Source organism: Sandaracinaceae bacterium, assembly GCA_016706685.1.
Classification (GTDB): domain Bacteria; phylum Myxococcota_A; class Polyangia; order Polyangiales; family Houyiibacteriaceae; genus JADJJE01.
This window is the reverse complement of record JADJJE010000057.1, coordinates 122,166-143,309: the sequence shown is the minus strand read 5'-3', so window position 1 is coordinate 143,309 and position 21,144 is coordinate 122,166. Positions and strand designations below refer to the sequence as shown.

The window sequence follows — 21,144 nt, the reverse complement described above, 5'->3', positions numbered from 1 at the left end:
GCGCCCGATGGCGACCCTGCTCCTGACCCAGTCCCAAGTTCGCAGCGTGCTCACGATGGACATGGTGGTCCCTGCCGTGGAGCGCGCCTTCGCCGCTCACGGTCGTGGTGAGGCGCGTATGCCGCCCAAGGTGTACCTGGACATCCCCGAGCACGCGGGCGACTTCCGCGCCATGCCGGGTGCGCTCGGTGACGCGGCCGGCGTGAAGTGGGTCAGCGTCTACGCCGAGAACCCCTCGCGGCACGGCCTCCCCAGCGTCATGGGCCTCTACATCCTGAACCACCCGGACACCGCGCTGCCTGCTGCCGTGCTCGACGCCACCCTACTCACCGCGCTGCGCACGGGCGCCGCCGCCGCCGTCGCGTCCAAGATGCTCTACCGCGACGAGCCCAAGTCGGTGGGCTTCATCGGCTGTGGCGTGCAGGCGCAGGCCATCCTCGACGCGCACCGCTTCGTGTTCGGGCCAGGCTTCGCGGTGAAGGCCGCCGACATCCGGCGCGACGCGGCCGAGCGCTTCGCCCACGAGAACGAGGGCGAGGCCGTGTCGCTCGAGGACGCGGCGCGCTGCGACATCGTCTGCACCGCCACACCCACGCGCATCCCCGTGCTGCGTCGCAAGTGGCTCGAGGGCCGCACGCACATCAACGCCATGGGCGCGGACGCGGCGGGCAAGCAGGAGCTCGAGACCGCCATCCTGCTGGACGCGAAGATCTACGTGGACGACATCGAGCAGGCGCACCACAGCGGCGAGGTCAACGTGCCCATCTCGCGCGGACAGCTGGACCCGAAGGCTGCCCGCGAGACGCTGGGGGCCATCGTGGCGGGGCGGCGCGCCGCTCCCAAGAACGCCGAGCTCACGGTCTTCGATTCCACCGGGCTCGCCATCCAGGACGCCGCCATCGCGCGCGTGGCCTTCGAGCAGGCGCGCAGCCGCGGCATCGGCCAGCAGATCGTGTTCCGCTCGTAGCTCGCGGCGCTCAGTCGACCGAAGCAGGCAGCGCGATGGGCGCGTTGCTGGGCACCCCGCGGCGCAGCACCTGGCCCGCGTATCCCAGCAGCAGGCGCGGCAGGGTCCTCGCCAGGCGCCCGTACTGCTCCTCGCCGCTCGCCGCCAGGCGCAGGAGCGTGTCGTTCTCGAAGAGCACCCGCAGCCAGCGGTTGGGGTTCTTTCCGTAGAGCAGGTTCGCCAGCTTGGCCTGGAACCACAGGTTGCGGCCCGCGAGAGACCACTGGAAGCCGCGCTCGTAGCCGCGGATCTCGCGCGTGCCGCCGTCGAGGGCCTGCTTGAGCCGCGCGGCCCCATACGCCGCGCTCTCGAGCGCCGGCGCGATCCCCTCGCCCAGCAGCGGGTCGATGCCCCAGGCCTCGCCCACCAGGATGGCGCCAGGGACGTGCGCGCGCGTGCTCGGCGCGTAGTAGTGCTCGGGCCAGCCGGAGAGCTTGTCGTCCAGCAGCCGGAAGCCGTTGCGCTCGGCGTACGCCATGGTCCAGCGCTTCAGCTCGGCTCCAGGCGTCACGCCGCGGCCGTCCATGATGCCCAGCTTGAAGAGCCCCGGCAGAACGCTCACGGCGCTCGTCCCACCTTCCGCCGTGCTGGGCTTCGGGTACGGAAAGATCCACGCATAGCCCGGGATGCCGTCCAGGATGGGGTCGAAGTCGAAGTACAGGATGCCTGGATCATGCGGGCTGCTGACCGGCTCGAAGACCGCCTCGATCAAGCGCCCCACGATGCCGGGGCGCAGGCCGAGCGCGCGCCCGGTGACGCCACGCGCGCCGTCGGCGCCCACCAACCAGCCGACGTCGAGCGCGGTGTCGCCGCCCGCCGCGCCCGTGTGCAGCCGGAATCCGTCGCCCTGCGCCTCCACCTCGCGCACCCGCTCGCCTTCGATGACCCGCACGCCGCGCGCCTTGCACTCCCCCAGCAGCAGGTTGTCCAGCCGGCCCCGGTCATAGAGCCACTGCGGCCCGCGCTCCACCACGTTCACGGCCCCGAGCGCGCAGCGGAACTCGAGCCCACGCGTCTCACCGCCCCCGAGGGGCTGCCCACCCAGAAGCCCCTGCACCAGCTCCGTGCCGCGATGAGTCAGGCCCCCGCCGCACAGCTTCGGCCGCGGGAAGTGCGCTTGGTCCACGATGGTGATGTCCGCAGGGTCCACCCCCAGGTTGGTCAGGTAGAGCGCGAAGGAGCTCCCACCGGGACCTCCGCCGATGACACCGATGCGAGAGCGCGACATGCGGCCGGACTATTCCACAGGCCCCGCACATCTCAAGACTCCGTGGTCGCGGGGGGCGTGCGCTCTGGCCCACCCCGCGTGGCCGGCGCATGCTCTGCCCGTGCTGCTCCAAGGCCCCGGCTTCTTCTTCGAGCCCGCGCTCTTCGCGGGGCACGTGGCTCGCCACGCCGCCCGCTTCACGAGCGCCGCGCCGTTCGCGCACGCGGTGATGGACGACTTCCTGCCCGCGCCGCTGGCCGACGCGCTGGCGGCCGCGTTCCCCGCGCCCTCGCACCCTCACTGGAAGCGCGTGGACCACGCGGAGCAGGCGGGCCGCCTCGGGCACCTGCAGCGCGCCGACTTCGAGGGCGTGGACCCGCTGGTGCGCCACACGCTCGACCAGCTCAACGGCGCGGTCTTTCTGCGGTTTCTGGAGCAGCTCAGCGGCCTGCGCGGACTGATTGGCGACCCCTCGTTCCGCGCGGCGGGTGCGCACCTCACGCTGCCGGGAGGGCACCTGGATCTCCACGCGGACTTCAACCGCGACCGCTTCCGAGGGCTCTCGCGCGCGCTCACGGTGCTGCTCTACCTGAACCCCGGCTGGCAGGACGGGTGGGGCGGCGCGCTCGAGCTCTGGCCCGCGGACCGCTCGGCGTGTGCGCAGCGCATCGCCCCCCTGCACAACCGCTGCGTGGTCATGCTGCACTCGGACGATGGGTACCACGGGCACCCCCAGCCGCTCGGGTGCCCGCCCGAGCGCGCGCGGAAGAGCCTGGTGGCCTACTACTACCAGAGCGACGAGACGCGACGCGCCGCGGACCCGAGCTACACGCCCGCGCCCGCCCACGGGGCGCTGTGGGTGCGCCCGCGCTAGCCGCCCGCGGATGAACCCGGCCGCCTCGGGGCGTGACCTGCCGCGCCATCCCGGATAGCCTCGCACCCCATGGCGTTTCGCGACGAGACCGAGGCCCTGCGGCAGCGCGTGCGCACCCTGCAAGAGTCGCTCGATGCGCTGCGCCGTGAGCGCGACCAGCTGCTCGAGGCCACCCGCGTGCTCGATCAAGGCGTGGAGGCGCGCGCCGCCGAGCTCACCACGGGCTCACCCAGGCTCGCCGTGTTCGCGGGGGCAGCGCTGGTGGTCTTGGTCGGCGCGGGCATTGCCAGCGGCGCCAGCAGCTCCGACTCCCGCACCTACTACGGTCGGGTGGTCGGCACCTCGGGGGAGGCCGGCCTCCGCTCGGGCGCGCGCTGCACCGTGTTCGTCTCGGACGCCGAGTCGGAACACTACGACGCGAAGATCAGCGTGCTGTGCGATGGCCGCGTGATCTACGGCGGCGGCTCGCTCGGCTACGTGGGCTGCACGGAGCGCGAGGGCGCCATCGCGCGCTGCGAGGACGAGAGCTTCAGCGACGACGGCGGCGACCCGAAGATGACCTTCGACCGCGCGGCCCTGACCGTCCGCATCGAGGACAGCGCGCCCGCGTGGGCCGTGGACATCGCCTTCGGAGGAGCCCTGCCATGAGCGAGGTGGAGCGCCTGCGTGAGCGCGTCGAGACCCTCGAAGCCGACTTGCGCGAAGCGACCGTGGACCTCGACGCGGCCAAGGCGGCGCACGCGGCCGCGCAGAAGGATCTCGACACCCGCGCGAACGCGCTGCTGGTGAAGCGCAAGATCCGTCGGTCCATGCTGCTCGCGGTGGTGCTGGGTGGGCTGCCCACGCTGGGCGTCATCGCCTACACCGTCCTGCGCTACGTGGAGCCCGAGCGGCTGACGCTCGAGGTGCGCGGTGTGGAGGGTCCGGCTCCTGCCATCCTCGGCGAGGCGTGCACGCTGCAGTTCCAGCCGGCCTTCTTCCCCTACAACACGCTGCTGAAGCTGAGCTGCGGAGGCCAACGCATCTATGGCTTCGACAGCTTTGGCCAGCTCACCTGCGAGGTGAGCGAGCAGCGCGTGACCACCTGCCTCGACGACGATGACATCGCCCACGGAGGCGACCCCCGTGTTCGCTTGGACCGCAGCGTGGGCCGCATGACCGTGGACGATGGCGCGAACTGGCGCATCGAGCTCGGCTTCACGGAGTGAAGCCTGCGGCGGGTCACCCCACCACGGGCGGCGTTAGACGCACCGACTCGAGGGCCCGCGCGATGGCGCGCGAGTCCACCATGGCGTCCACGCAGGCCACCGCGAACGGCGCGGCGTCACCGACCTTGTCGAAGTAACGCACCGGAAAAGACACGTGTGACGCCAGGGTGAGGGAGCGCAGCCCGGCGCGCAGCAGCGAGAACCACATGCCGTCGCCCTCGAGCACGACCGCGCTGCACGCCGTGAGGTGCTTGTACTGCTCGGCCTGCTCGCGCAGTACGGCGCGAAACTCTTCGCCCGGCAGCGGCCCGACCGCGTCCTTGTCCACCACCACCAACAGCGCGATGCGGTCGTGCGTGCGTGTGATGGCCCGCATCCACGCCTCGCGCTCGCGCAGCGCCTCGATGGGCGGGACCTGCACGTAGTACGTGACGAGGATGTTCTCGAGGCCGAAGAAGTGGTGGGTCGGCCCTTGGCTGACGGTCAGCATGCGCCCGGAGCATAGCCGTCCCGGCGCGCCGCGTGGCCCAGATTGTCGTGAGGATGGCCCGAGATGGCGCTACTGCGCGCGCCTGCGAAACACCATACTGATCAGTCATGACGCCTTCTCGCTTCGTGACGTCCGGCGACGTGCAGCTCGCGCTCTACACCTGGGGCGAGCCTGCAGGCCGGCCCACGCTGCTCCTGGTCCACGGCTACCCCGACAGCGCGCACGTCTGGCAGGCGGTCGCCGAGCAGCTGTCCGTGGACCACTACGTGGTGGCCTACGACGTGCGCGGGGCCGGGAACTCCACCCGCCCGGAGCGCACGGCAGACTACGCGCTGCCCCTGCTGGTGCGGGACATGGAGGCCGTGCTGGACGCCGTCGCGCCCCACCAGAAGGTGCACCTGGTGGCACACGACTGGGGCTCGATCCAGTCGTGGGAGGTCGTTTGTGACGAGCGGCTGGAGCAGCGCTTCGCGTCGTTCACCAGCATGTCGGGCCCTTGCCTCGACCACGTGGGGCACTGGCTGCGCGATCGCCTCCGCGCGGGCTCGCGGCACGACCTGGGCCTGCTCGCGTCCCAGGTGAGCCACAGCTGGTACATCGGCATGTTCCAGCTCCCGGGCTTGGCTCCCACCATCTTCCGTGTGGCGGGCGACGCGTTCCAGCGCCGGCTGGCCGCCCGCGAGGGCCTCACCGCTGCGCCGCCGAGCCCCACCTTTGCGCTCGACGGGCGCTATGGCGTGAACCTCTACCGCGCCAACGTGACCGAGCGCCTGCGGCAGCCTGCGGTGCGCCGCACGGGCCTGCCGGTGCACCTGCTGTGCTCGCGGGAAGACCACTACATGGTGCCCGAGATCTGGGACTCGCTCACCGAGTGGGCCCCCAACGTGTACCGCAGCGAGGTGGACAGCACCCACTGGCTCCAGCTGGTGCAGCCCGCCGAGGTGGTGCGCCACGTGCGCGCCTTCGTTCGCCATGTGGACGGCCAGGGCCAGTCACCGCTCTCCATGGAGCGCGCGCGCCGCTATGCCCACGGCGGGCGCGCCCCCACGGGCTCACAGCGCGGCAAGCTGGTGCTGGTCACCGGGGCCGGCTCCGGCTTCGGCCGCGAGACGGCGCTGCTGTTCGCCCGCGAGGGTGCCGACATCGTGGCGGTCGACCTGCACGCCGACACGGCCAAAGAGACGGCGCGGCGCTGCCAGCAGCTAGGGCGCTCGGCCTGGTCGCGCCAGGTGGACGTGGGTGACCCGGCGGCCATGCACGCCCTGGCCGAGTGGGTGCACCAGCAGCTGGGCGCGCCCGACGTGGTGGTCAACAACGCGGGTATCGGCCTGGCGGGCTCCTTCTTCGACACCACGGACGCGGACTGGGACCGCCTGCTGCGCGTGAACCTGGGCGGGGTCATCCTGGGCTCGCGCCTGTTCGGGCAGCAGATGAAGGACGCGAAGAAGCCCGGCCACATCGTGAACGTGGCGTCCATGGCGGCGTACACGCCCTCGCGCACCGTGGCGGCCTACGCCACCACCAAAGCCGCCGTGCGCATGCTGAGCGATTGCCTGCGCGCGGAGCTCGCCGACGACGGCGTGCACGTGAGCACCATCTGCCCCGGCTTCTCCATCACCAACATCACGCAGACCACGCGCTTCGTGGGTCGGACGGCCGCGCAAGAGGTCGAGCAGCAGCAGAAGGCCACGCGCCTCTACCAGCGCCGCAACCTGCTCCCCGCCACCATCGCGCAGGCCATCTTGGATGCTGTCGAGCACCGGCGCGACGACGTGCCCGTGGGCTCCGAGGCCCATGGCGCGCGCTGGCTGGCGCGCCTCTCTCCCGCGCTCCTGCGGCGCCTCGCGCGCGTGGACCTTGGTGCCTGATCCCGCTCTCCACCCGGAACGCCCCATGACCGTTGCCACCAGCTCGTCCCGTGTCGCTGCGACCGCCCCAGCGGCTGCTCCCGCCTCTCGCGCCACCCGAAGCGCGCCGCCCGCCTCTCGCACCGAGGGGCAGCTGGTGGTGCGCCGCGTGCGCTTCGACTTCCGCGACACGCCGCTCGAGTGGATCCCGGGGCAGCCCTTCGCCAGCCACTTCATCAACGAGATCAACCTGCTCCTGCCGGCGGGCGAGCGCTGGTTCTGCAAGGTGTTCAACACCGCGCTCCCGCTGGTCACGGACCCGAAGCTGGCCGAGGACGTGCGCCTCTTCATCCGGCAGGAGGCCATGCACGCGCAGGCCCACAGCAAGGCCATCGTCGAGTACCTGAACGCGCACGGTATCGAGACGCAGAGCAACCTCGACCAGGAAGACTGGCTGTTCGCCACGCTGCTGAGCGAGCAGCCGCTCGGCCTCACGGTGCCGGCCCGCGCCGAGCGCCAGTGGCTGCTCTTCCGCCTGGGCATCATCGCGGCCATCGAGCACATGACGTGCGTCCTCGGGAACTACGCGCTCCGCAACCACGCGTGGGACGAAGTCGGCGCGGACCCCACGCTGCTCGATCTGCTGCGCTGGCACGGCGCCGAAGAGGTGGAGCACCGCAGCGTGGCCTTCGACCTGTACCGGCACCTCGGCGGTGGCTACCTATCGCGCTACTACCTGGCCAGCATCGTGATGCCCGCCATCTTCGGCCTGTGGGCGCACGGCGCCGCGCACCTCATGAGCCAAGACCCACGCTTTGCCAGCAAGCGGCCGAGCGCGCTGCGCCCCTGGATCTGGCTCGAGTGGGAGCGCACCGCGCGCAGGGGCATGCTGCCTTCGCTCTTCACGCTCGCGCGCCAGGAGCTGCCGTTCTTCAGCCCGTGGTACGACCCGCGCCGCGAGGGCAGCACGGCCGAGGCGCTGGCCTACCTCGCGCGCTCACCCGCCGCGCGCGCCAGCGGCGCCGTGGTCTGAGACTCCCGTCGTCGCCTGCCCTCGGTATGGTGGCCTCCGAGTCACCGTCTCCGCTTCATCTCGGCGAGCACCTCGCGGCAGTAGGGAACGCATGCGGCCAGCTCCTCGCGCCAAGCGTAGATGGGCTCGTAGCCGAAGTCCCGCTGCGCCTCCGCCAGATTGCCGCTGTGGGATAGGGCGGCCTTCATGCAGTGCAAGCGGGTGACCTGCGGCTCCGGCGCCAGGCGGTAGCGGTGCAGCACCTCCCACGCATAGCCCAGCGCGTACATGGGGCGGTAGGGCAGGCGCCGCGTGGGAACGCGGTAGCCGAGGCCCTCGATGATCGGCCGGAAGAACTCGAGCGGGTTCGTGGGCTCGCCGTCGGTGATGTAGTACGCGTGGCCGGCCACCTTCGAGCCCGGGTGAAGGTGACGTGCCGCGAGCAGCTCGCCGTGCACCAGGTTCCCCACGAACGTGTTGTCGGCCATGGCGCTGCCGTCGCCGATGTCGGCCAGCAGCAGCCCTCGTGCACACTTCTCGATCACTTGCGGCAGGTAGAAGGGGTCGCCCACGCCGTAGATACCCCCAGGGCGCAGCGCGCAGGTGGCCAACACGGAAGCGCCCCCGCTCGCCCCCGCCTTGCCATGGTGTGCACGCCCGTTGGCGGCCAGCACCAGCCGCTCGGCGCGCGTCTTGGTGGCGGAGTAGAGGTCGGCGTGTCGCGCGGGGTAGGGAGTGGCGCTCGTGGCGTTCTCCACGGGCGCTCCCAGCACCACGTTGTTGGTGCTGGTGTAGATCAGCCGCTTCACACCGGCGGCCAAGCACGCCTCGATCACGTTCGCCGTCCCGCCCACGTTCAGGTCCACGCTTCGGCGCCGCCGCGCGGGGCTGGCCACGCCCACGAAGTCCACCACCGCCGCCGTGTGGAACACCGTGTCCACGCCCTCACACGCGCGGAGCACGTCGGCCGGCACCCGCAGGTCACCACGCTGATGCGTGAAGCGCTCGTGCCGGATGTCGGGCTCGCGCAGGTCCAAGCTGCGCACCGTGTGTCCCTCGGCGAGCAGCGCGCGAACGATGTGCCCTGCGAGGAACCCCGCCCCTCCCGTCACCAGGCACCCGCCCAGGTCTGCGTCCATCGGCAAGCGCGGTTCAGTGGTCATGGGCGGCCGTTGTACTCGCTCGGTCGAGTGAAGGGAACTCGGCGCCGGGCGCCAAAGCCGCACCAGAACGTTGTCGTTGTCGTTGTCGTGAGCGTTGTCGGCGACGGCGACGGCGACGGCGACGAACCACGAGGGGGTCGCCCCGGTTTTCGTCGCCGTCGCCGTCGCCGTCGAGGCCCACGCCCACGATGACGACAACGCCCACGACAACGTCCACGTGGAAGGCGCTTCTAGCTGGCGCAGCCGTCGCAGCGACCGCGCACGTGCACCTCCACCTGAGCAGCGCGCATCGCGGCTGGCAGCGCGCTCAAGCGCCGGTCGATGCGCACGGCCCCCTCGGGCAGGCAGGCCACGTTGCCGCACTCCATACACACGAAGTGCGGGTGCACGTCGTCGTGGCCGTCCACGCTCACCGTCGCTTCGAAGCGCCAGATGTGGTCGCCCACGTCGCTGCGCCTTGCGAGGTTGGCCCGCGTCAGGTCCACCAGGTTGCGGTACACCGTGGCGCGGTCGAAGTCGGAGCTCCCGATCGCAGCGCACACATCGGCGTGCGAGACCGGCCCGCTCGCGCTCGCCAAGGCCCGCAGCACCGCCACGCGCGCACCCGTCGCCCGCAGCCCTGCACCGCGAATGCTGGCGCGCAGGGCGTGGTCGTCGACGGGCAGTGGCATTTGCCCATGTTGTTGCACGAACATTGCATTTGCAACTGCCCCGGCCCCTTGGCAGGCTGCTCCTCCCCACTCGGCCGCATCCCTTTGATCAAGTACATCGGCTCCAAGCGGCTGCTCGTGCCGCGCATCGTCTCCGTTGTCACCGCCCTCGGCGGAGGCCGCGTCATGGACGTCTTCAGCGGCACCTCACGGGTGGGCCGAGCACTCAAGGCGCAGGGCATGCAGGTCATCGCCAACGACCAGCTGGCCTACGCTGCCACGCTGGGCCGCTGCTATGTGCAGGCCGACGCCACCGAGGTGCGGGGCGAGGTGGAGCGCGTGCTCGCCGAGCTTCGCCAGGTGGCCCCCCGCCCCGGCTACTTCACCGAGACGTTCTGCGAGAAGGCGCGCTTCTTCCACCCGAAGAACGGCGCGCGCGTGGACGCCATGCGAGACCGCATCGCAGCCCTGAGTCTCGCCCCCGACATCGAAGCGGTTTGCCTCGTGTCGCTCATGGAGGCCGCGGACCGCGTGGACTCCACCACGGGCGTTCAGATGGCGTATCTGAAGCAGTGGGCGGCGCGCGCCAACAACGACCTCGAGCTGCGCATGCCCGACATCCTCCCCGGCCGCGGTGAGGCCCTGCAGATGGACGCCATCGACGCCGTGCGCGCCCGCGAGGTGGACGTGGCCTACCTGGACCCGCCCTACAACCAGCACCGCTACCTGGGCAACTATCACATCTGGGAGACGCTGGTGCGCTGGGACGCCCCGGAGACATACGGCATCGCACAGAAGCGCGTGGACTGCCGCGAGCGCCACACCCCCTTCAACTCGCGCAAGCAGATCCACGACGCGCTCGCTGCTCTCATCCGTGACGCGCGCGCCCGGCACCTGGTGGTGTCCTTCAGCAACGAGGGCTTCGTGACCATGGACGAGCTCGCTGGGCTGCTGGCGGAGCGTGGCCACGTGGGCGTCGTGGCCACCCAGATGAAGCGCTACGTGGGCGCCACCATCGGTCAACACAACCCGCAGGGAGAGCGTGTCGGGACCATCAGCCACCTCCACAACAAGGAGTTCTTGTTCGTGGCCAGCCCCGATCAGAGCGCGCTGACAGCCGCCATGGATGCACTCGGGGCAGAAGAATACAGCAATTCTGGATCAGTCCAGTTGCAATTACCTCTGGCTTCGCGCTAGCTCAGCACTGTGGATCAAGGCCCTGACCTCATTCGTGACCTCCTGATCCTGGAGGGTCGTGCGGCGACCGGCCAGCTCGAGGTGGCCAGCGAGGGCGTGCACACGCTGCTCTACTTCGTGGAGGGGCAGCTGGTCTATGCCGAGGGCGGCACGCTGAGCGACACGCTCGGACGCGTGCTGACGCGCGAGGGCACGCTGACGCGCGAGCAGTACGTCGAGGTGCTGCAGCAGATGACCGACGCGCTGGTCGAGCACGAAGAGATGCGCTTCGGCGAGGTGGCCATTCGCCTCGGGTACTTGTCCCCCCAGCAGGTCACCGAGGGCCTCGTGCGGCAGGTGCGGAGCCGCCTGCTGGGCAGCCTCCAGCACGAGCGCTCCGCCCGCTACTTCGACGAGGGCAGCTCCTACACTGGGCGTGTCCCGCGCTTCCCCGTGGAGATTGGGCCTGCCATCTTGGCCGGACTGCACGCGTTCTACGACGAGGAGCGCCTGTACCCGCTGCTGATGCTCTCCCTCGAGCGCCGCTGGCGCCTACGCAACCCTGCCGACCTGGGGAGCGCGCGCTTCGCGTTCACGCGCGACGACCTGCAGGTGGTGCGTCGGCTCAAGGAGCCCACGCGGCTCGCCGACCTGCTGGGGGAGCCGCCGACCGCGGCGTCCATGCGTGTGGCGCTGCTGCTGTGGCTCGCAGGGCTGGTGGAAGACGTCGAGCCACGAACGGTGGAGGCCGATCGACCCCTCAGCGAGCGCCCGCCCCTCGAGCGCCCGCTCGAAGAGGACCTCGTCGATCGGACCCTCCCTTCGCTGCGGCCCCCGGCCTTCGCGGCTCCGGAGCCGGAGGTGGCCCCCATCGAGCGGGCGTCCTCGGAGCCCCTGACCCCCAGCTCGAAGGCCATCGCTACCGAGCTAGCCAGCGCGCGCGCCCGTGTGCTCAAGGGGCTCGCGGGCGCCTCGGGCGGGGCGCGGCCTGCGGCCCCTTCGCGGGCGGGAGCGGTCGACGCCATCGCGGCGCTGCGAGAGCGGCAGAAGGTCGCGGCCCCCGCAGCACCGCGCCCGTCCACGGGAGACCCACGGGTCGAGGCCGAGACGTACTTTCAGCGCGGCCGCGTGGACCTCGAGCAGGGGCGCACGGCCGCCGCGCGACAGCAGTTCGAGACGGCCTATGCAGGGCACCCCTCGGACGAGTACGGCCTCTACGTGGCCTGGGCGCGCTTCCTCACCGCCGACTCTGCGAGCGTGGCCGAGCAGCGCGAGAGCGTCGAGATCCGCATGATGGACTGCTTGCGCGCGGACCGGCGCATGGCGTTCGCACACTACATCGCAGGCCGCCTCGCCCTCATCGACGAGGAGTTCGAAGCCGCCGAGAAGTCGTTCAAGCGCGCCATCTCGTTCGACGGAAACCTCACGGACGCCGCGCGCAGCCTGCGTCTCGTGCAGCAGCGCCTCGGCGCCAAGAAGTAGCCCCCCCCCCGCCGGGGCGCTCGAAGGCATGAAACGTCTTCGGGCGTGTTGCCGGTTTGGCTGATATCCTCCGCCCCTTCCGGCCCTGCCCGAACCACACCCCATGATCTACGTCTGGTCAGCATTCTTCGTTCTCGTCGTGGCGCTCTTGGCGCTCGACCTCGGCGTCCTGAACCGCAAGGACCACGTCATCGGGTTCAAGGAGGCGTCGCGCTGGACCGCGCTGTGGATCACCATCGGCGTCAGCTTCGGCGGCATCGTCTACCTCATCTACGACCAACACTGGTTCGGCATCCAGCTCGCCCAACACGACCCCAGCGTCCCAGACGGTGTCGAGGCGCTCACGCTCTACCTCACGGGCTACGTGCTCGAGAAGTCGCTCAGCATCGACAACATCTTCGTCATCGCGATGGTGTTCGACCGCTTCGGGGTGGCGCGCCAATACCGCCACCGCGTGCTCTTCTGGGGCATCGTCGGTGCCCTCGTCATGCGCGCCATCATGATCTTCGGCGGCATCTGGCTCATCGAGCAGTTCGACTGGATCTTCTACTTCTTCGGCGCCTGGCTCATCTGGCAGGGCATCTCCAGTGTGCGCGGCGACGACGACGACGTGGACCCCGAGAAGACCCTCATCTTCCGCATGGCCAGCCGGGTCATGCCGCTGCGCGGTGGGCCGCACAATGGCCACTTCACCACGCGCGAGGGCGGCAAGTTCGCGTTCACCACGCTGGCGCTCACGCTCGTGGTCGTCGAGTGGACCGACGTGGCGTTCGCGCTCGACTCGGTGCCCGCCGTGCTGGCCGTCACCACCGAGCCGTTCATCGTGTTCACCTCGAACATCTTCGCCATCCTCGGGCTGCGCGCGCTCTTCTTCATGCTCGAGGGCATGCTGGCCGAGTTCGAAGTGCTGGCCTATGCGCTGGCCGCCATCCTGGTGTTCATCGGCCTCAAGATGATCCTGCACAACTGGGTGCACGTCCCGAACCTGCTCTCGCTGGGCATCATCGTGGGCATCCTGGTCCTGGCCGTGGTGGGTGAGCGCGTGCGACGCGGACGTCAGCCCGCAGAGCCTCCGTCAGAAGCGCCAGCCGACCCCACGGCCGAGGCCGACGCTCCGCACGAGTCGTAGTCCCCGTGCCGCCGCGCCAACGCGGTGGCCCCAACCCCCATGCTGCTGATACGCTCCTGCGGGCCCCGTCCGTAGGGGCCGAGAACAAGGCGAGCGATGTCCGATTTTGGAGTCAACCAAGGCCTCGTCGAGGAGATGTTCCTCGCGTGGATGAGCAATCCCACCGCCGTCGAGCCGGCGTGGCGCGAGTACTTCGACCGGCTCCCGCAGGCGGACTGGCCGCAGCTGACCAGCGCCGGCACCCTGGCCGCGCCCCCCGAGCTGGTGCCCGCCGCACCGTCGCGGATGGCCAGCAACGGGGAGCAGCGGCTGCCGCGTGAGGGGGCCTTGCCAGGCGCCGCCTCGCCCTCCGTCTTCTTCCCGCCGGACTCCGAGAACGTGCCGTTCGAGCACGTGCCGGGGCGCCCGTCCTTCCCGCCCACCAGCGAGATGCTGGCCGCCACGCACCTGCAGGCGCGCCTCTCCGCGCTCATCAACGCCTACCGCGTGCGTGGCCACCTCTACGCCAAGATGGACCCGCTGGGCCTCGGCGACCTGCCGCCCACCGAGCTGGCGCTCGAGCGCTATGGCCTCGACACCATCGACCCCGCCACCGTTTTCTCCACGGACGACCTGACGGGGCCGCCCACGGCCACGCTGGGCGAGATCGTGGAGCGCCTGCGCGAGACGTACACGCGCACCATCGGCGTGGAGTACACGTTCCTCGAGGACAAAGAGGCGCGTGACTGGCTCCAGGACCAGATGGAGTCCACCAACAACCACACGCAGCTGGATGTGAAGGACCAGGTCCACATCCTCACGAAGCTGACGGACGCCGAGATCTTCGAGCAGTTCCTGCACACGAAGTACATCGGCGCCAAGCGCTTCTCGCTCGAGGGTGGTGAGAGCGTCATCCCACTGCTGGACCTGCTCATCGAGCGTGGGGCCGACCACGGGGTGGACGAGATCGTCATCGGCATGGCCCACCGCGGCCGCCTGAACGTGATGGTCAACATCCTCGAGATGGACGTGCGCGACATCTTCGCCGGCTTCGAGGACAAGGACCCGCGCAGCAACATGGGTCGCGGCGACGTGAAGTACCACATGGGCTTCTCCACCGACCGCAAGACCGCGAGCGGGCGCGAGCTGCACATGACGCTGGCGTTCAACCCGAGCCACCTCGAGTGGGTGAACCCGGTGGTGGAGGGGCGCGTGCGCGCCAAGCAGGACCGCAAGGGCGACAAGACCCGCGCGCGCGTGCTGCCGCTGCTCATCCATGGAGACAGCGCCTTCATCGGACAGGGCGTGGTGGCCGAGACGCTCAACCTCAGCGAGATCGGCGGGTACCGCACAGGCGGCACCGTGCACGTCATCATCAACAACCAGGTGGGCTTCACCACCAACCCCGAAGACGCCCGCTCCACACGCTACTGCACGGACATCACGCGCATGCTGCGCTGCCCCGTGTTCCACGTGAACGGCGAAGACCCGGAGGCCGTGGCGCAGGTGGCGCACCTGGCGGCCGAGTACCGCCAGCGCTTCGGGCGCGACGTGGTGGTGGACCTCTACTGCTACCGCAAGTACGGGCACAACGAGGGCGACGAGCCGCGCTTCACGCAGCCGCTCATGTACGCCGCCATCGACCAGAAGCGCACCGTGCGTCAGGTCTACATCGAGAAGCTGGTGGAGCTCGGCAAGATCTCCCGGCAGCAGGCCGAGGACATCGAGAACCGCCGGCGCGCGTTCCTGGACACCGCGCTCGAAGAGGCGCGCCGCGGCAGCTTCGCGCTCAAGCCCTCGGCCATGCTGGGCGTGTGGGGTGAATACATCGGTGGCCGCGACGCCGACACGCCGCGCGCCAACACGGGCTACCCGCGCGAGAAGCTGGTGGAGCTCATCGACAAGCTCACCACGCTGCCCGAGGGCTTCACGCCGCACCCGCGCTTGCAGCGCTTCGTGCTCGACAAGCAGCGCGAGATCATGAAGACGGGCGTCGAGGTGGACTGGGGCACCGCCGAGAATCTCGCGCTCGCCACGCTGCTGGTGGAGGGCACCCCCTGCCGCCTCACCGGTCAAGACGTGCGCCGCGGCACGTTCAGCCACCGCCACGCCGTCATCTTCGACTCGGTCACCGGCACCCGCTACACGCGCCTCGGGCACCTCACCAAGGACCAGGCGCGGCTCGAGATCGTGGACAGCCCGCTCAGCGAGGCCGGCGTGGTGGGCTTCGAGTGGGGCTACTCGCTCGACACGCCCGAAGCGCTGGTCATGTGGGAGGCCCAGTTCGGCGACTTCGTAAACACCGCGCAGGTCATCATCGACCAGTTCATCTCGTCGTCCGAGGACAAGTGGCACCGCTTGAGCGGCCTCGTCATGGCGCTGCCGCACGGCTTCGAGGGCCAAGGCCCCGAGCACAGCAGCGCGCGCCTCGAGCGCTTCCTCATGCTGTGCGCCGAGGACAACATGCAGGTGGTCAACCTGACCACGCCCGCGCAGATCTTCCACGTGCTGCGCCGTCAGGTGCTGCGCAAGTGGCGCAAGCCGCTCATCATCATGACGCCCAAGAGCCTGCTGCGTCACAAGCGCGCAGTGAGCACGCTGGACGAGCTGGCCACCGGCAAGTTCGAGCGCCTGCTGCTGGACAGCAAGACCACCGTCGACGGTGCGCCCAAGGACCCCGCGCAGGTGAAGCGCGTGGTGCTGTGCAGCGGCAAGGTGTACTTCGACCTGGAAGAGGAGCGCGAGCTGAAGAAGGCCGACCACGTGGCCATCGTGCGCATGGAGCAGCTCTACCCTCTCGACCCCGCCGAGATCCGCGCGGCCCTCTCGCCTTACGCCGACGGAACGGACCTGGTGTGGGTGCAGGAAGAGCCCTGGAACATGGGCGCCTGGTACTTCATCCGCGCGCGCATGCCCGAGATCGTGGAGAACCGCCTGCCGCTGCGCTGCATCGCGCGGCCCGAGAGCGCCAGCCCGGCCACGGGGTCGAGCGGGGCGCACAAGATCGAGCAGCGCATGCTGATCGACGAGGTCTTCGCGGGCTGAGCCTGCGCTGGCTTGAAACAAGGCAATTGGGCACCCCGGGTTGAAACACTTCCGTCCGGGGTGCCAATGTGCCTTGAAATAAGGGACTCCTGACAACTCGAGGTTGGGATGGCCCGGCCTCCATGACCTCAGGGAAGCTCGTCGTCCTCGAACAGCAGGTCGAACGCCTCTCCCGCGGGGAGCGCGGTGAGGTCCAGCACCTCGGTGTCGTCCACGAAGGCCTCGAAGAACTCGCCGGCGCTGCGCTCGGCGTCTTGCGCCGCGAGGCCCGTCACCACGGCGTGGCTCGGCTCAGCCACGGAGGCTCTCGCGCTTCAGGCTGCGCACCACCGTGCCCACGTCGGTCAGGCCCGCCTGGATGGCGCTCTCGAGGGCGCTGCGGCGGCTGTCGGGCACCACCACGAAGGTGCAGCTCGCGTCGCCGCGCGCCTTGCAGGTGACCTCGCGCGCCACCACGCGGCGGCTGGCGATGTGGGTGAACACCGCGCCGAGCATCCCGGACACCATGTGGCAGCGCATGGTCTTGCTGCGGGCCGCTGCCTCGGCCACCGCCGAGCGGTCGAGGTGGGCCACGAAGGCCGACTGTGGCGTGTACGAGAAGTCGATGCGCAGGGCGCCCCAGCCCTGCCGCGCCATGCCGCGCGAGAGCATCTCCATGGCGGTGCGGAGCGGCACCTCGCGGATGGACAGCTGGAACGCCTCGAGCGCTTCCGTCTCGAGATCCACCGCGACGGACCGGCCCCACTGGGTGCCCCACGCGGTGCAGAAGAGCGGCCAGCCCTCCGGCGCCACCTGGTCGCAGGTGGTGCGCAGCGCCGACAAGAACGACCAGGGCACCTCCAGCACGCGACGGTCCACGTCGTCGCGCCGCACGCCCTCGGCTTGCTCGTTGGGTGCCAGCTCGCGCTGGAGCGGAGCGGCAAACCCCTCGGGCAGGTCGCGGCGCGCCTCGAAGAACTTGCGCCGGTTCACGAACAGGTAGAACCGGTCGCCGGAGGGCGCCCGCACGATCTCGATGCCCACCTCTTGGGCCCCGAATTTGAAGTCGAAGAGGTAGTCGAAGCGGAGCACGTCTTGCCCCCCGCTCGCCCTCGCGAACTCGCGGAAGCGGCCCTCGAACCCCGGGCCGGCCGTGCACGGGGCCACGCGCGCGAAGAAGTTCTTGCCCACCACCTGATTGCGGTCGAGCCGGGCCAGCCGAGCCTCGGCCAGGTTGTAGCGCAGGATGGTGCCCTCCTCGTCCAGGCAGATGATGCCGAAGGGGAGCTCGTCCAGCTCGGCCTCGGAGCGCTCGTCCACGGTGAAGGGATCGAACGGGAGCAGCGTGGCCGCAGAGGATGAGGGAGGGACGAGGTCGATCACGAGGGCTTCTTCTCCAGCACTGAAAAGATGGCGCGGTCGAGGGTGGCACCGGCGGGGCGTGCCTCGCTCTCCGCACGAGGAGGCGGGGGTGCGAGCGTGGGCACGAGCGTGGACGGACGGACCGCTGCTGCAGTCACCAAGCTGTGGCGCGCGTAGTCCTCGGTGACCCCGCGCTTGGCGAGCCAGGCGGTCAGCGCGCGCTCCACCTCTTCCACCGAGGCGAAGCGCTCGTCTCGATCGCGGCGCAGGCAGTCCGTGAGGATGGACCACAGGCCGCCATCGAGGCCGCGCGCGCGCGTGGGGAACGGCACGTGGGCCTCCATCACGGCGTCGAAGATCTGGAGCAGGGTCTCTCCGGTGAAGGGCACGGCGCCGGCGACGAGCTGATAGAGGGTGATGCCCACCGCCCAGACGTCGGCGCGCGCGTCGATGTCCTCGCGGCACTCGATCTGCTCGGGGGCCATGTACTCGGGCGTGCCCAGCAGCATGCCCGCCGTGGTGAGCTTGCTGGCGGCCAGCTGTGTGGACACGTGCGCCACACCGAAGTCGATGAGCTTGGGCTGCACGGTGCCGTCGCTGAGGCGCGCCAGAAAGATGTTGTCGGGCTTCAGGTCGCGGTGCACCACGCCCTGCGCGTGCGCCACGGCCAACCCCGAGAGCACCGGGATCATGAGCTGCACGGCGCGCACGGCATCGAGCGGACCACCGTCTTCCAGGAGGGTGCCGGCGTCTTCGCCCTCGAGCAGCTCCATGACCAGGAACGGGTCGTTGGTGGCGGTGGTGCCGGCGTCGAACACGCGGATGATGGCGCGGTGCTGCAGCCGGGCGGCCACGCGCGCCTCACGGAGCAGCCGGGCCGCTCCGGCGGGGTTCCTCGCCGCGCTGCGCAGCAGCTTCACGGCCACGGGTTGCTCGAGCGCCAGGTTCACCGCGCGCCACAGCTCCCCCATGCCTCCCACGGCGAGCTGGCGCTCGAGCTGGTAGCGCTCGAGCAGGACATCGCCTGGTTGGTACTTGTGGACGCTAGGGGAGTGCTGGCCCATCGGGGGGATGAATCACGCTGCGGGGGCGTTCAGCTTACCTGTCCGCCCCTGCGGCGCAATGGGCCGTTCGCCCCGGCGCAGCGCTCAGTTGCGGCTATTCCAGGGAAGCAATTCGCGCACCGTCTGCGTAGTATTTCGGAATGGTGCAAGGGCAGCGTCTCAGTCATCTCCTCGTGCTCGCTGTCTTCGTCTCGGGGTGCGGCGGCACGCCTTCGATGGACGACGCTGGATCCGATGCATCTGTCGACGCGCCCGACACGAGCACCTTGGACAGCGGCGACTGCGACGACCCGGACCGCGACGGGGACGGCATCGACAGCGTGGCCTGCGGTGGGTCCGACTGTGATGACGACAACGAGAACCGCTTCCCGGGCAATGCCGAGGTCTGTGACGTGGACGACCTCGACGAGGACTGCGATCCGTCCACCCTCGGCGGCACCGACGTGGACGGCGACGGTTTCGTGGCGGCCGCATGCTGCAACCAGGCCGCGAACGGTGACCTTGTGTGCGGCGACGACTGCAATGACCTGCGCATCGACATCAACCCGAGCGCCACCGAGGCGTGCGACCAGACCGACAACAACTGCGACGGTCGCACGGACGAGGGCTACGACCCATCCACGTGCTGGCCGCCGTGCGACCCCGGCACGCTCCAGACCGCACCAGCCACCGCCATCTCCGGCCCCACCTGCGAAGCGTGCGAGCCCGGCGCCTATTGCCCCGGTGGCCCTGCCCCGCGGCAGCCCTGCGTCACCACCGACTGGGACCACGACGCTGACGCGGGCACGGTGTGCGTGTCTCGCTCGAGCTGCGTCGCGGGGGAGTCCGTCATGAACGAGGGCGACGCCACCCACGACCGCACGTGCGTCATGTGCGCGAACGGCACCTACAGCACCACGCCGAACGCCACCGTCTGCACGAGTTGGGGTGTGACCTGTGCCGCCGGCCAGTACGTCAGCGCTCTTCCGAGCGCGACGCGCGACCGCGGCTGTCAGATGTGCGAGCCGGGACACTTCAGCGCCACCCTCAACGCGGCAAGCTGTACGGCTTGGGGTGACTGCGCGGCGGGCACCTCGGCGACCACTCCGAGTCCTTCGCTCGACCGCGTGTGCACCGCTTGTGCTGCGGGGACGTTCACCGCCAACCCCAACACCACGTCATGCAGCGCGTTTGCCGAATGCGCAGCTGGGGAGCTGGAGGCCACCGCGCCCAGCAGCGTGCAGAATCGTGTGTGCGCCACCTTGGCTTCGGTGATGACCTGGACCCGACAGTTCGGCACCACCGAGTCCGACACGGCCAAGGGTGTGGCAGCGGTTGGCACCGACGCGATCGTCGTGGTGGGTGAAACGCAGGGAGCGCTGCCTGGGCAGGTTTCCGCCGGACTCACCGACGCCTTCGTTCGCAGCTATGACGCGGCTGGCAGCATCGTCTGGACGGAGCAGTTCGGGTCCAGCGCGGACGACCGAGTAGCGGGCGTCGCCTCCGATGGAGCGGGGCACATCATCGTGGCGGGGATGGCGGGAGAAGCCCTCCCAGGACAGACATCCGAGGGCAGCGCCGACGCCTTCATCCGCAAGTACGACACGGACGGCAGCGTCCTCTGGACCCGGCAGTTCGGCACGAGCGGGTTCGACAGCATCGCAACCTTGGCCGTCGACGAAGACGACAACATCATCGTGGCCGGCCGGACAGGGGGAGCCTTCCCGACCTACTCACTCGTGGGATTCAACGACATCTTCATCGCGAAGTACGACTCGAGCGGCACCCGCCTCTGGGTGCTGCAGTTCGGGGTGGGCTCCGGAGCGCTCTATCCCTACGCGCTGGGCGCGGACGCCAGTGGCGACGTGTTCGTTGCGGGCCGGGCCGAGGACGCCACGCTCCCGGGGCAGACCTCGTCCGGCGGCAACGACGCGTTCGTGAGGAAGTACGATTCGGACGGCAACATCCTCTGGACACGGCAGTTCGGTACGAGCGGTTACGACGACGTACTCGCGCTCGCCTTCAACGCGAACGATGACGTCATCCTCGCGGGCTCGACGAACAGCGCCTTCCCCGGATACACGGCGCTCGGCAGCTTCGACCTCATCCTGCGCGCGTACGATACCGACGGTGGCGTACTCTGGACCCGGCAGTTCGGCACGAGCGGGAACGACGACGTCGCCGCGGTGCTCATCCGCAGCGACGGTCAGATCTATCTCCCTGGAAGGGTCTCCAATGGCGTCGTGAGCGGACACATGGCGGTGGGCCAGCACGACATCGTCGTGACGCGGCACAGCGCCAGCGGCCAGCTCATCGGGGCCCGTCAGTTCGGTACGGCTCAATCCGACTACACCACGAGCGGCGCGCTGGTGGGCGGTGACCTGCTCGTCGCAGGCGAGACGTTCGGTGTTCTGCCCGACCAGGCCGCGGCAGGAAGCGGCGACGCTTACGTCATCCGCAGGCCCACGTGGTGAACGACTCGCGGGCCTCGA

18 protein-coding genes are annotated in these 21,144 nt (G+C 69.9%); 11 read left to right on the top strand and 7 right to left on the bottom strand.

All coding sequences use genetic code 11. The features are described 5' to 3' along the window. Window positions 1-7 precede the first annotated feature (7 nt). Entirely contained in the window at window positions 8-967 is a 960-nt protein-coding gene (locus IPI43_34050; GenBank protein MBK7779087.1) for an ornithine cyclodeaminase family protein, read from the top strand. A gap of 10 nt (window positions 968-977) precedes the next feature. Here the strand turns inward: IPI43_34050 and IPI43_34045 are convergent, their stop codons facing one another. After that, window positions 978-2,234 (bottom strand): FAD-dependent monooxygenase, encoded by a 1,257-nt coding sequence (locus IPI43_34045; GenBank protein MBK7779086.1) that lies wholly within the window; start codon window positions 2,232-2,234, stop codon window positions 978-980. Window positions 2,235-2,442: 208 nt separating this feature from the next. Here IPI43_34045 and IPI43_34040 point away from each other — a divergent pair, with 208 nt between their 5' ends. The 3 genes from IPI43_34040 to IPI43_34030 all read left to right on the top strand — a co-directional run bounded on the left by IPI43_34040 (window position 2,443) and on the right by IPI43_34030 (window position 4,295). Beyond that, window positions 2,443-3,087 carry a 2OG-Fe(II) oxygenase gene (locus tag IPI43_34040; GenBank protein MBK7779085.1) on the top strand — a complete coding sequence of 215 codons (645 nt, stop codon included), beginning with the start codon at window positions 2,443-2,445 and terminating at the stop codon, window positions 3,085-3,087. Between the two features lie 69 nt (window positions 3,088-3,156). Next, window positions 3,157-3,735, top strand: a complete 579-nt coding sequence (locus IPI43_34035) for a hypothetical protein (protein MBK7779084.1) — start codon at window positions 3,157-3,159, stop codon at window positions 3,733-3,735. Continuing rightward, a complete protein-coding gene (locus IPI43_34030; GenBank protein ID MBK7779083.1) occupies window positions 3,732-4,295 on the top strand; it encodes a hypothetical protein in 564 nt (187 codons plus the stop codon). Before IPI43_34035 ends, IPI43_34030 begins: the two co-directional genes overlap by 4 nt. Before the next feature lie 13 nt (window positions 4,296-4,308). Here IPI43_34030 and IPI43_34025 read toward each other — a convergent pair whose 3' ends face one another. Further along, window positions 4,309-4,785, bottom strand: coding sequence for a hypothetical protein (locus IPI43_34025; protein ID MBK7779082.1), 477 nt, complete (start codon window positions 4,783-4,785; stop codon window positions 4,309-4,311). 107 nt (window positions 4,786-4,892) lie between these two features. Between IPI43_34025 and IPI43_34020 the strand changes: the two genes are divergently transcribed. Both IPI43_34020 and IPI43_34015 read left to right on the top strand, forming a co-directional pair. Then, entirely contained in the window at window positions 4,893-6,653 is a 1,761-nt protein-coding gene (locus IPI43_34020) for an SDR family oxidoreductase (GenBank protein MBK7779081.1), read from the top strand. A 25-nt stretch (window positions 6,654-6,678) separates the two neighbouring features. Further along, window positions 6,679-7,665, top strand: coding sequence for a metal-dependent hydrolase (locus IPI43_34015; GenBank protein ID MBK7779080.1), 987 nt, complete (start codon window positions 6,679-6,681; stop codon window positions 7,663-7,665). Between the two features lie 41 nt (window positions 7,666-7,706). On the opposite strand, the gene IPI43_34010 is transcribed toward IPI43_34015, so the two are convergent. Next, complete coding sequence (locus IPI43_34010; GenBank protein ID MBK7779079.1) at window positions 7,707-8,807, bottom strand: NAD-dependent epimerase/dehydratase family protein; 1,101 nt, start codon at window positions 8,805-8,807, stop codon at window positions 7,707-7,709. Between the two features lie 230 nt (window positions 8,808-9,037). Next, entirely contained in the window at window positions 9,038-9,478 is a 441-nt protein-coding gene (locus IPI43_34005) for a transcriptional repressor (protein ID MBK7779078.1), read from the bottom strand. An 84-nt stretch (window positions 9,479-9,562) separates the two neighbouring features. Here IPI43_34005 and IPI43_34000 point away from each other — a divergent pair, with 84 nt between their 5' ends. From IPI43_34000 to IPI43_33985, 4 genes are all read left to right on the top strand, one after another. Beyond that, entirely contained in the window at window positions 9,563-10,654 is a 1,092-nt protein-coding gene (locus IPI43_34000) for a DNA adenine methylase (protein MBK7779077.1), read from the top strand. Between the two features lie 9 nt (window positions 10,655-10,663). Beyond that, complete coding sequence (locus tag IPI43_33995; protein MBK7779076.1) at window positions 10,664-12,115, top strand: hypothetical protein; 1,452 nt, start codon at window positions 10,664-10,666, stop codon at window positions 12,113-12,115. A gap of 103 nt (window positions 12,116-12,218) precedes the next feature. Further along, window positions 12,219-13,244 (top strand): TerC family protein, encoded by a 1,026-nt coding sequence (locus tag IPI43_33990; GenBank protein MBK7779075.1) that lies wholly within the window; start codon window positions 12,219-12,221, stop codon window positions 13,242-13,244. 96 nt (window positions 13,245-13,340) lie between these two features. Further along, window positions 13,341-16,268: a 2-oxoglutarate dehydrogenase E1 component gene (locus tag IPI43_33985; protein MBK7779074.1), complete on the top strand. Its 2,928-nt coding sequence runs from the start codon at window positions 13,341-13,343 to the stop codon at window positions 16,266-16,268. A 128-nt stretch (window positions 16,269-16,396) separates the two neighbouring features. On the opposite strand, the gene IPI43_33980 is transcribed toward IPI43_33985, so the two are convergent. Genes IPI43_33980 through IPI43_33970 form a run of 3 tightly spaced genes read right to left on the bottom strand, consistent with a single transcriptional unit; the run spans window position 16,397 to window position 18,673 of the window. Continuing rightward, a complete protein-coding gene (locus tag IPI43_33980; protein ID MBK7779073.1) occupies window positions 16,397-16,567 on the bottom strand; it encodes a hypothetical protein in 171 nt (56 codons plus the stop codon). Continuing rightward, window positions 16,560-17,630 carry a PAS domain-containing protein gene (locus IPI43_33975; protein ID MBK7779072.1) on the bottom strand — a complete coding sequence of 357 codons (1,071 nt, stop codon included), beginning with the start codon at window positions 17,628-17,630 and terminating at the stop codon, window positions 16,560-16,562. Before IPI43_33975 ends, IPI43_33980 begins: the two co-directional genes overlap by 8 nt. After that, the gene (locus tag IPI43_33970; protein MBK7779071.1) at window positions 17,627-18,673 is read right to left on the bottom strand and encodes a serine/threonine protein kinase; all 1,047 of its coding nucleotides are present in this window, start codon (window positions 18,671-18,673) and stop codon (window positions 17,627-17,629) included. The genes IPI43_33975 and IPI43_33970 overlap by 4 nt, the downstream gene beginning before the upstream one ends. Before the next feature lie 173 nt (window positions 18,674-18,846). Between IPI43_33970 and IPI43_33965 the strand changes: the two genes are divergently transcribed. Next, a complete protein-coding gene (locus IPI43_33965) occupies window positions 18,847-21,126 on the top strand; it encodes a hypothetical protein (protein MBK7779070.1) in 2,280 nt (759 codons plus the stop codon). Window positions 21,127-21,144: the final 18 nt, after the last annotated feature.

Excerpts from the sequence above, each read along its gene's own strand:
- IPI43_34050 (MBK7779087.1), top strand. The coding sequence starts at position 8 with ATGGCGACCCTGCTCCTGACCCAGTCCCAAGTTCGCAGCGTGCTCACG.
- IPI43_34045 (MBK7779086.1), bottom strand. The coding sequence starts at position 2,234 with ATGTCGCGCTCTCGCATCGGTGTCATCGGCGGAGGTCCCGGTGGGAGC.
- IPI43_34040 (MBK7779085.1), top strand. The coding sequence starts at position 2,443 with ATGGACGACTTCCTGCCCGCGCCGCTGGCCGACGCGCTGGCGGCCGCG.
- IPI43_34035 (MBK7779084.1), top strand. The coding sequence starts at position 3,157 with ATGGCGTTTCGCGACGAGACCGAGGCCCTGCGGCAGCGCGTGCGCACC.
- IPI43_34030 (MBK7779083.1), top strand. The coding sequence starts at position 3,732 with ATGAGCGAGGTGGAGCGCCTGCGTGAGCGCGTCGAGACCCTCGAAGCC.
- IPI43_34025 (MBK7779082.1), bottom strand. The coding sequence starts at position 4,785 with ATGCTGACCGTCAGCCAAGGGCCGACCCACCACTTCTTCGGCCTCGAG.
- IPI43_34020 (MBK7779081.1), top strand. The coding sequence starts at position 4,893 with ATGACGCCTTCTCGCTTCGTGACGTCCGGCGACGTGCAGCTCGCGCTC.
- IPI43_34015 (MBK7779080.1), top strand. The coding sequence starts at position 6,679 with ATGACCGTTGCCACCAGCTCGTCCCGTGTCGCTGCGACCGCCCCAGCG.
- IPI43_34010 (MBK7779079.1), bottom strand. The coding sequence starts at position 8,807 with ATGACCACTGAACCGCGCTTGCCGATGGACGCAGACCTGGGCGGGTGC.
- IPI43_34005 (MBK7779078.1), bottom strand. The coding sequence starts at position 9,478 with ATGCCACTGCCCGTCGACGACCACGCCCTGCGCGCCAGCATTCGCGGT.
- IPI43_33990 (MBK7779075.1), top strand. The coding sequence starts at position 12,219 with ATGATCTACGTCTGGTCAGCATTCTTCGTTCTCGTCGTGGCGCTCTTG.
- IPI43_33985 (MBK7779074.1), top strand. The coding sequence starts at position 13,341 with ATGTCCGATTTTGGAGTCAACCAAGGCCTCGTCGAGGAGATGTTCCTC.
- IPI43_33970 (MBK7779071.1), bottom strand. The coding sequence starts at position 18,673 with ATGGGCCAGCACTCCCCTAGCGTCCACAAGTACCAACCAGGCGATGTC.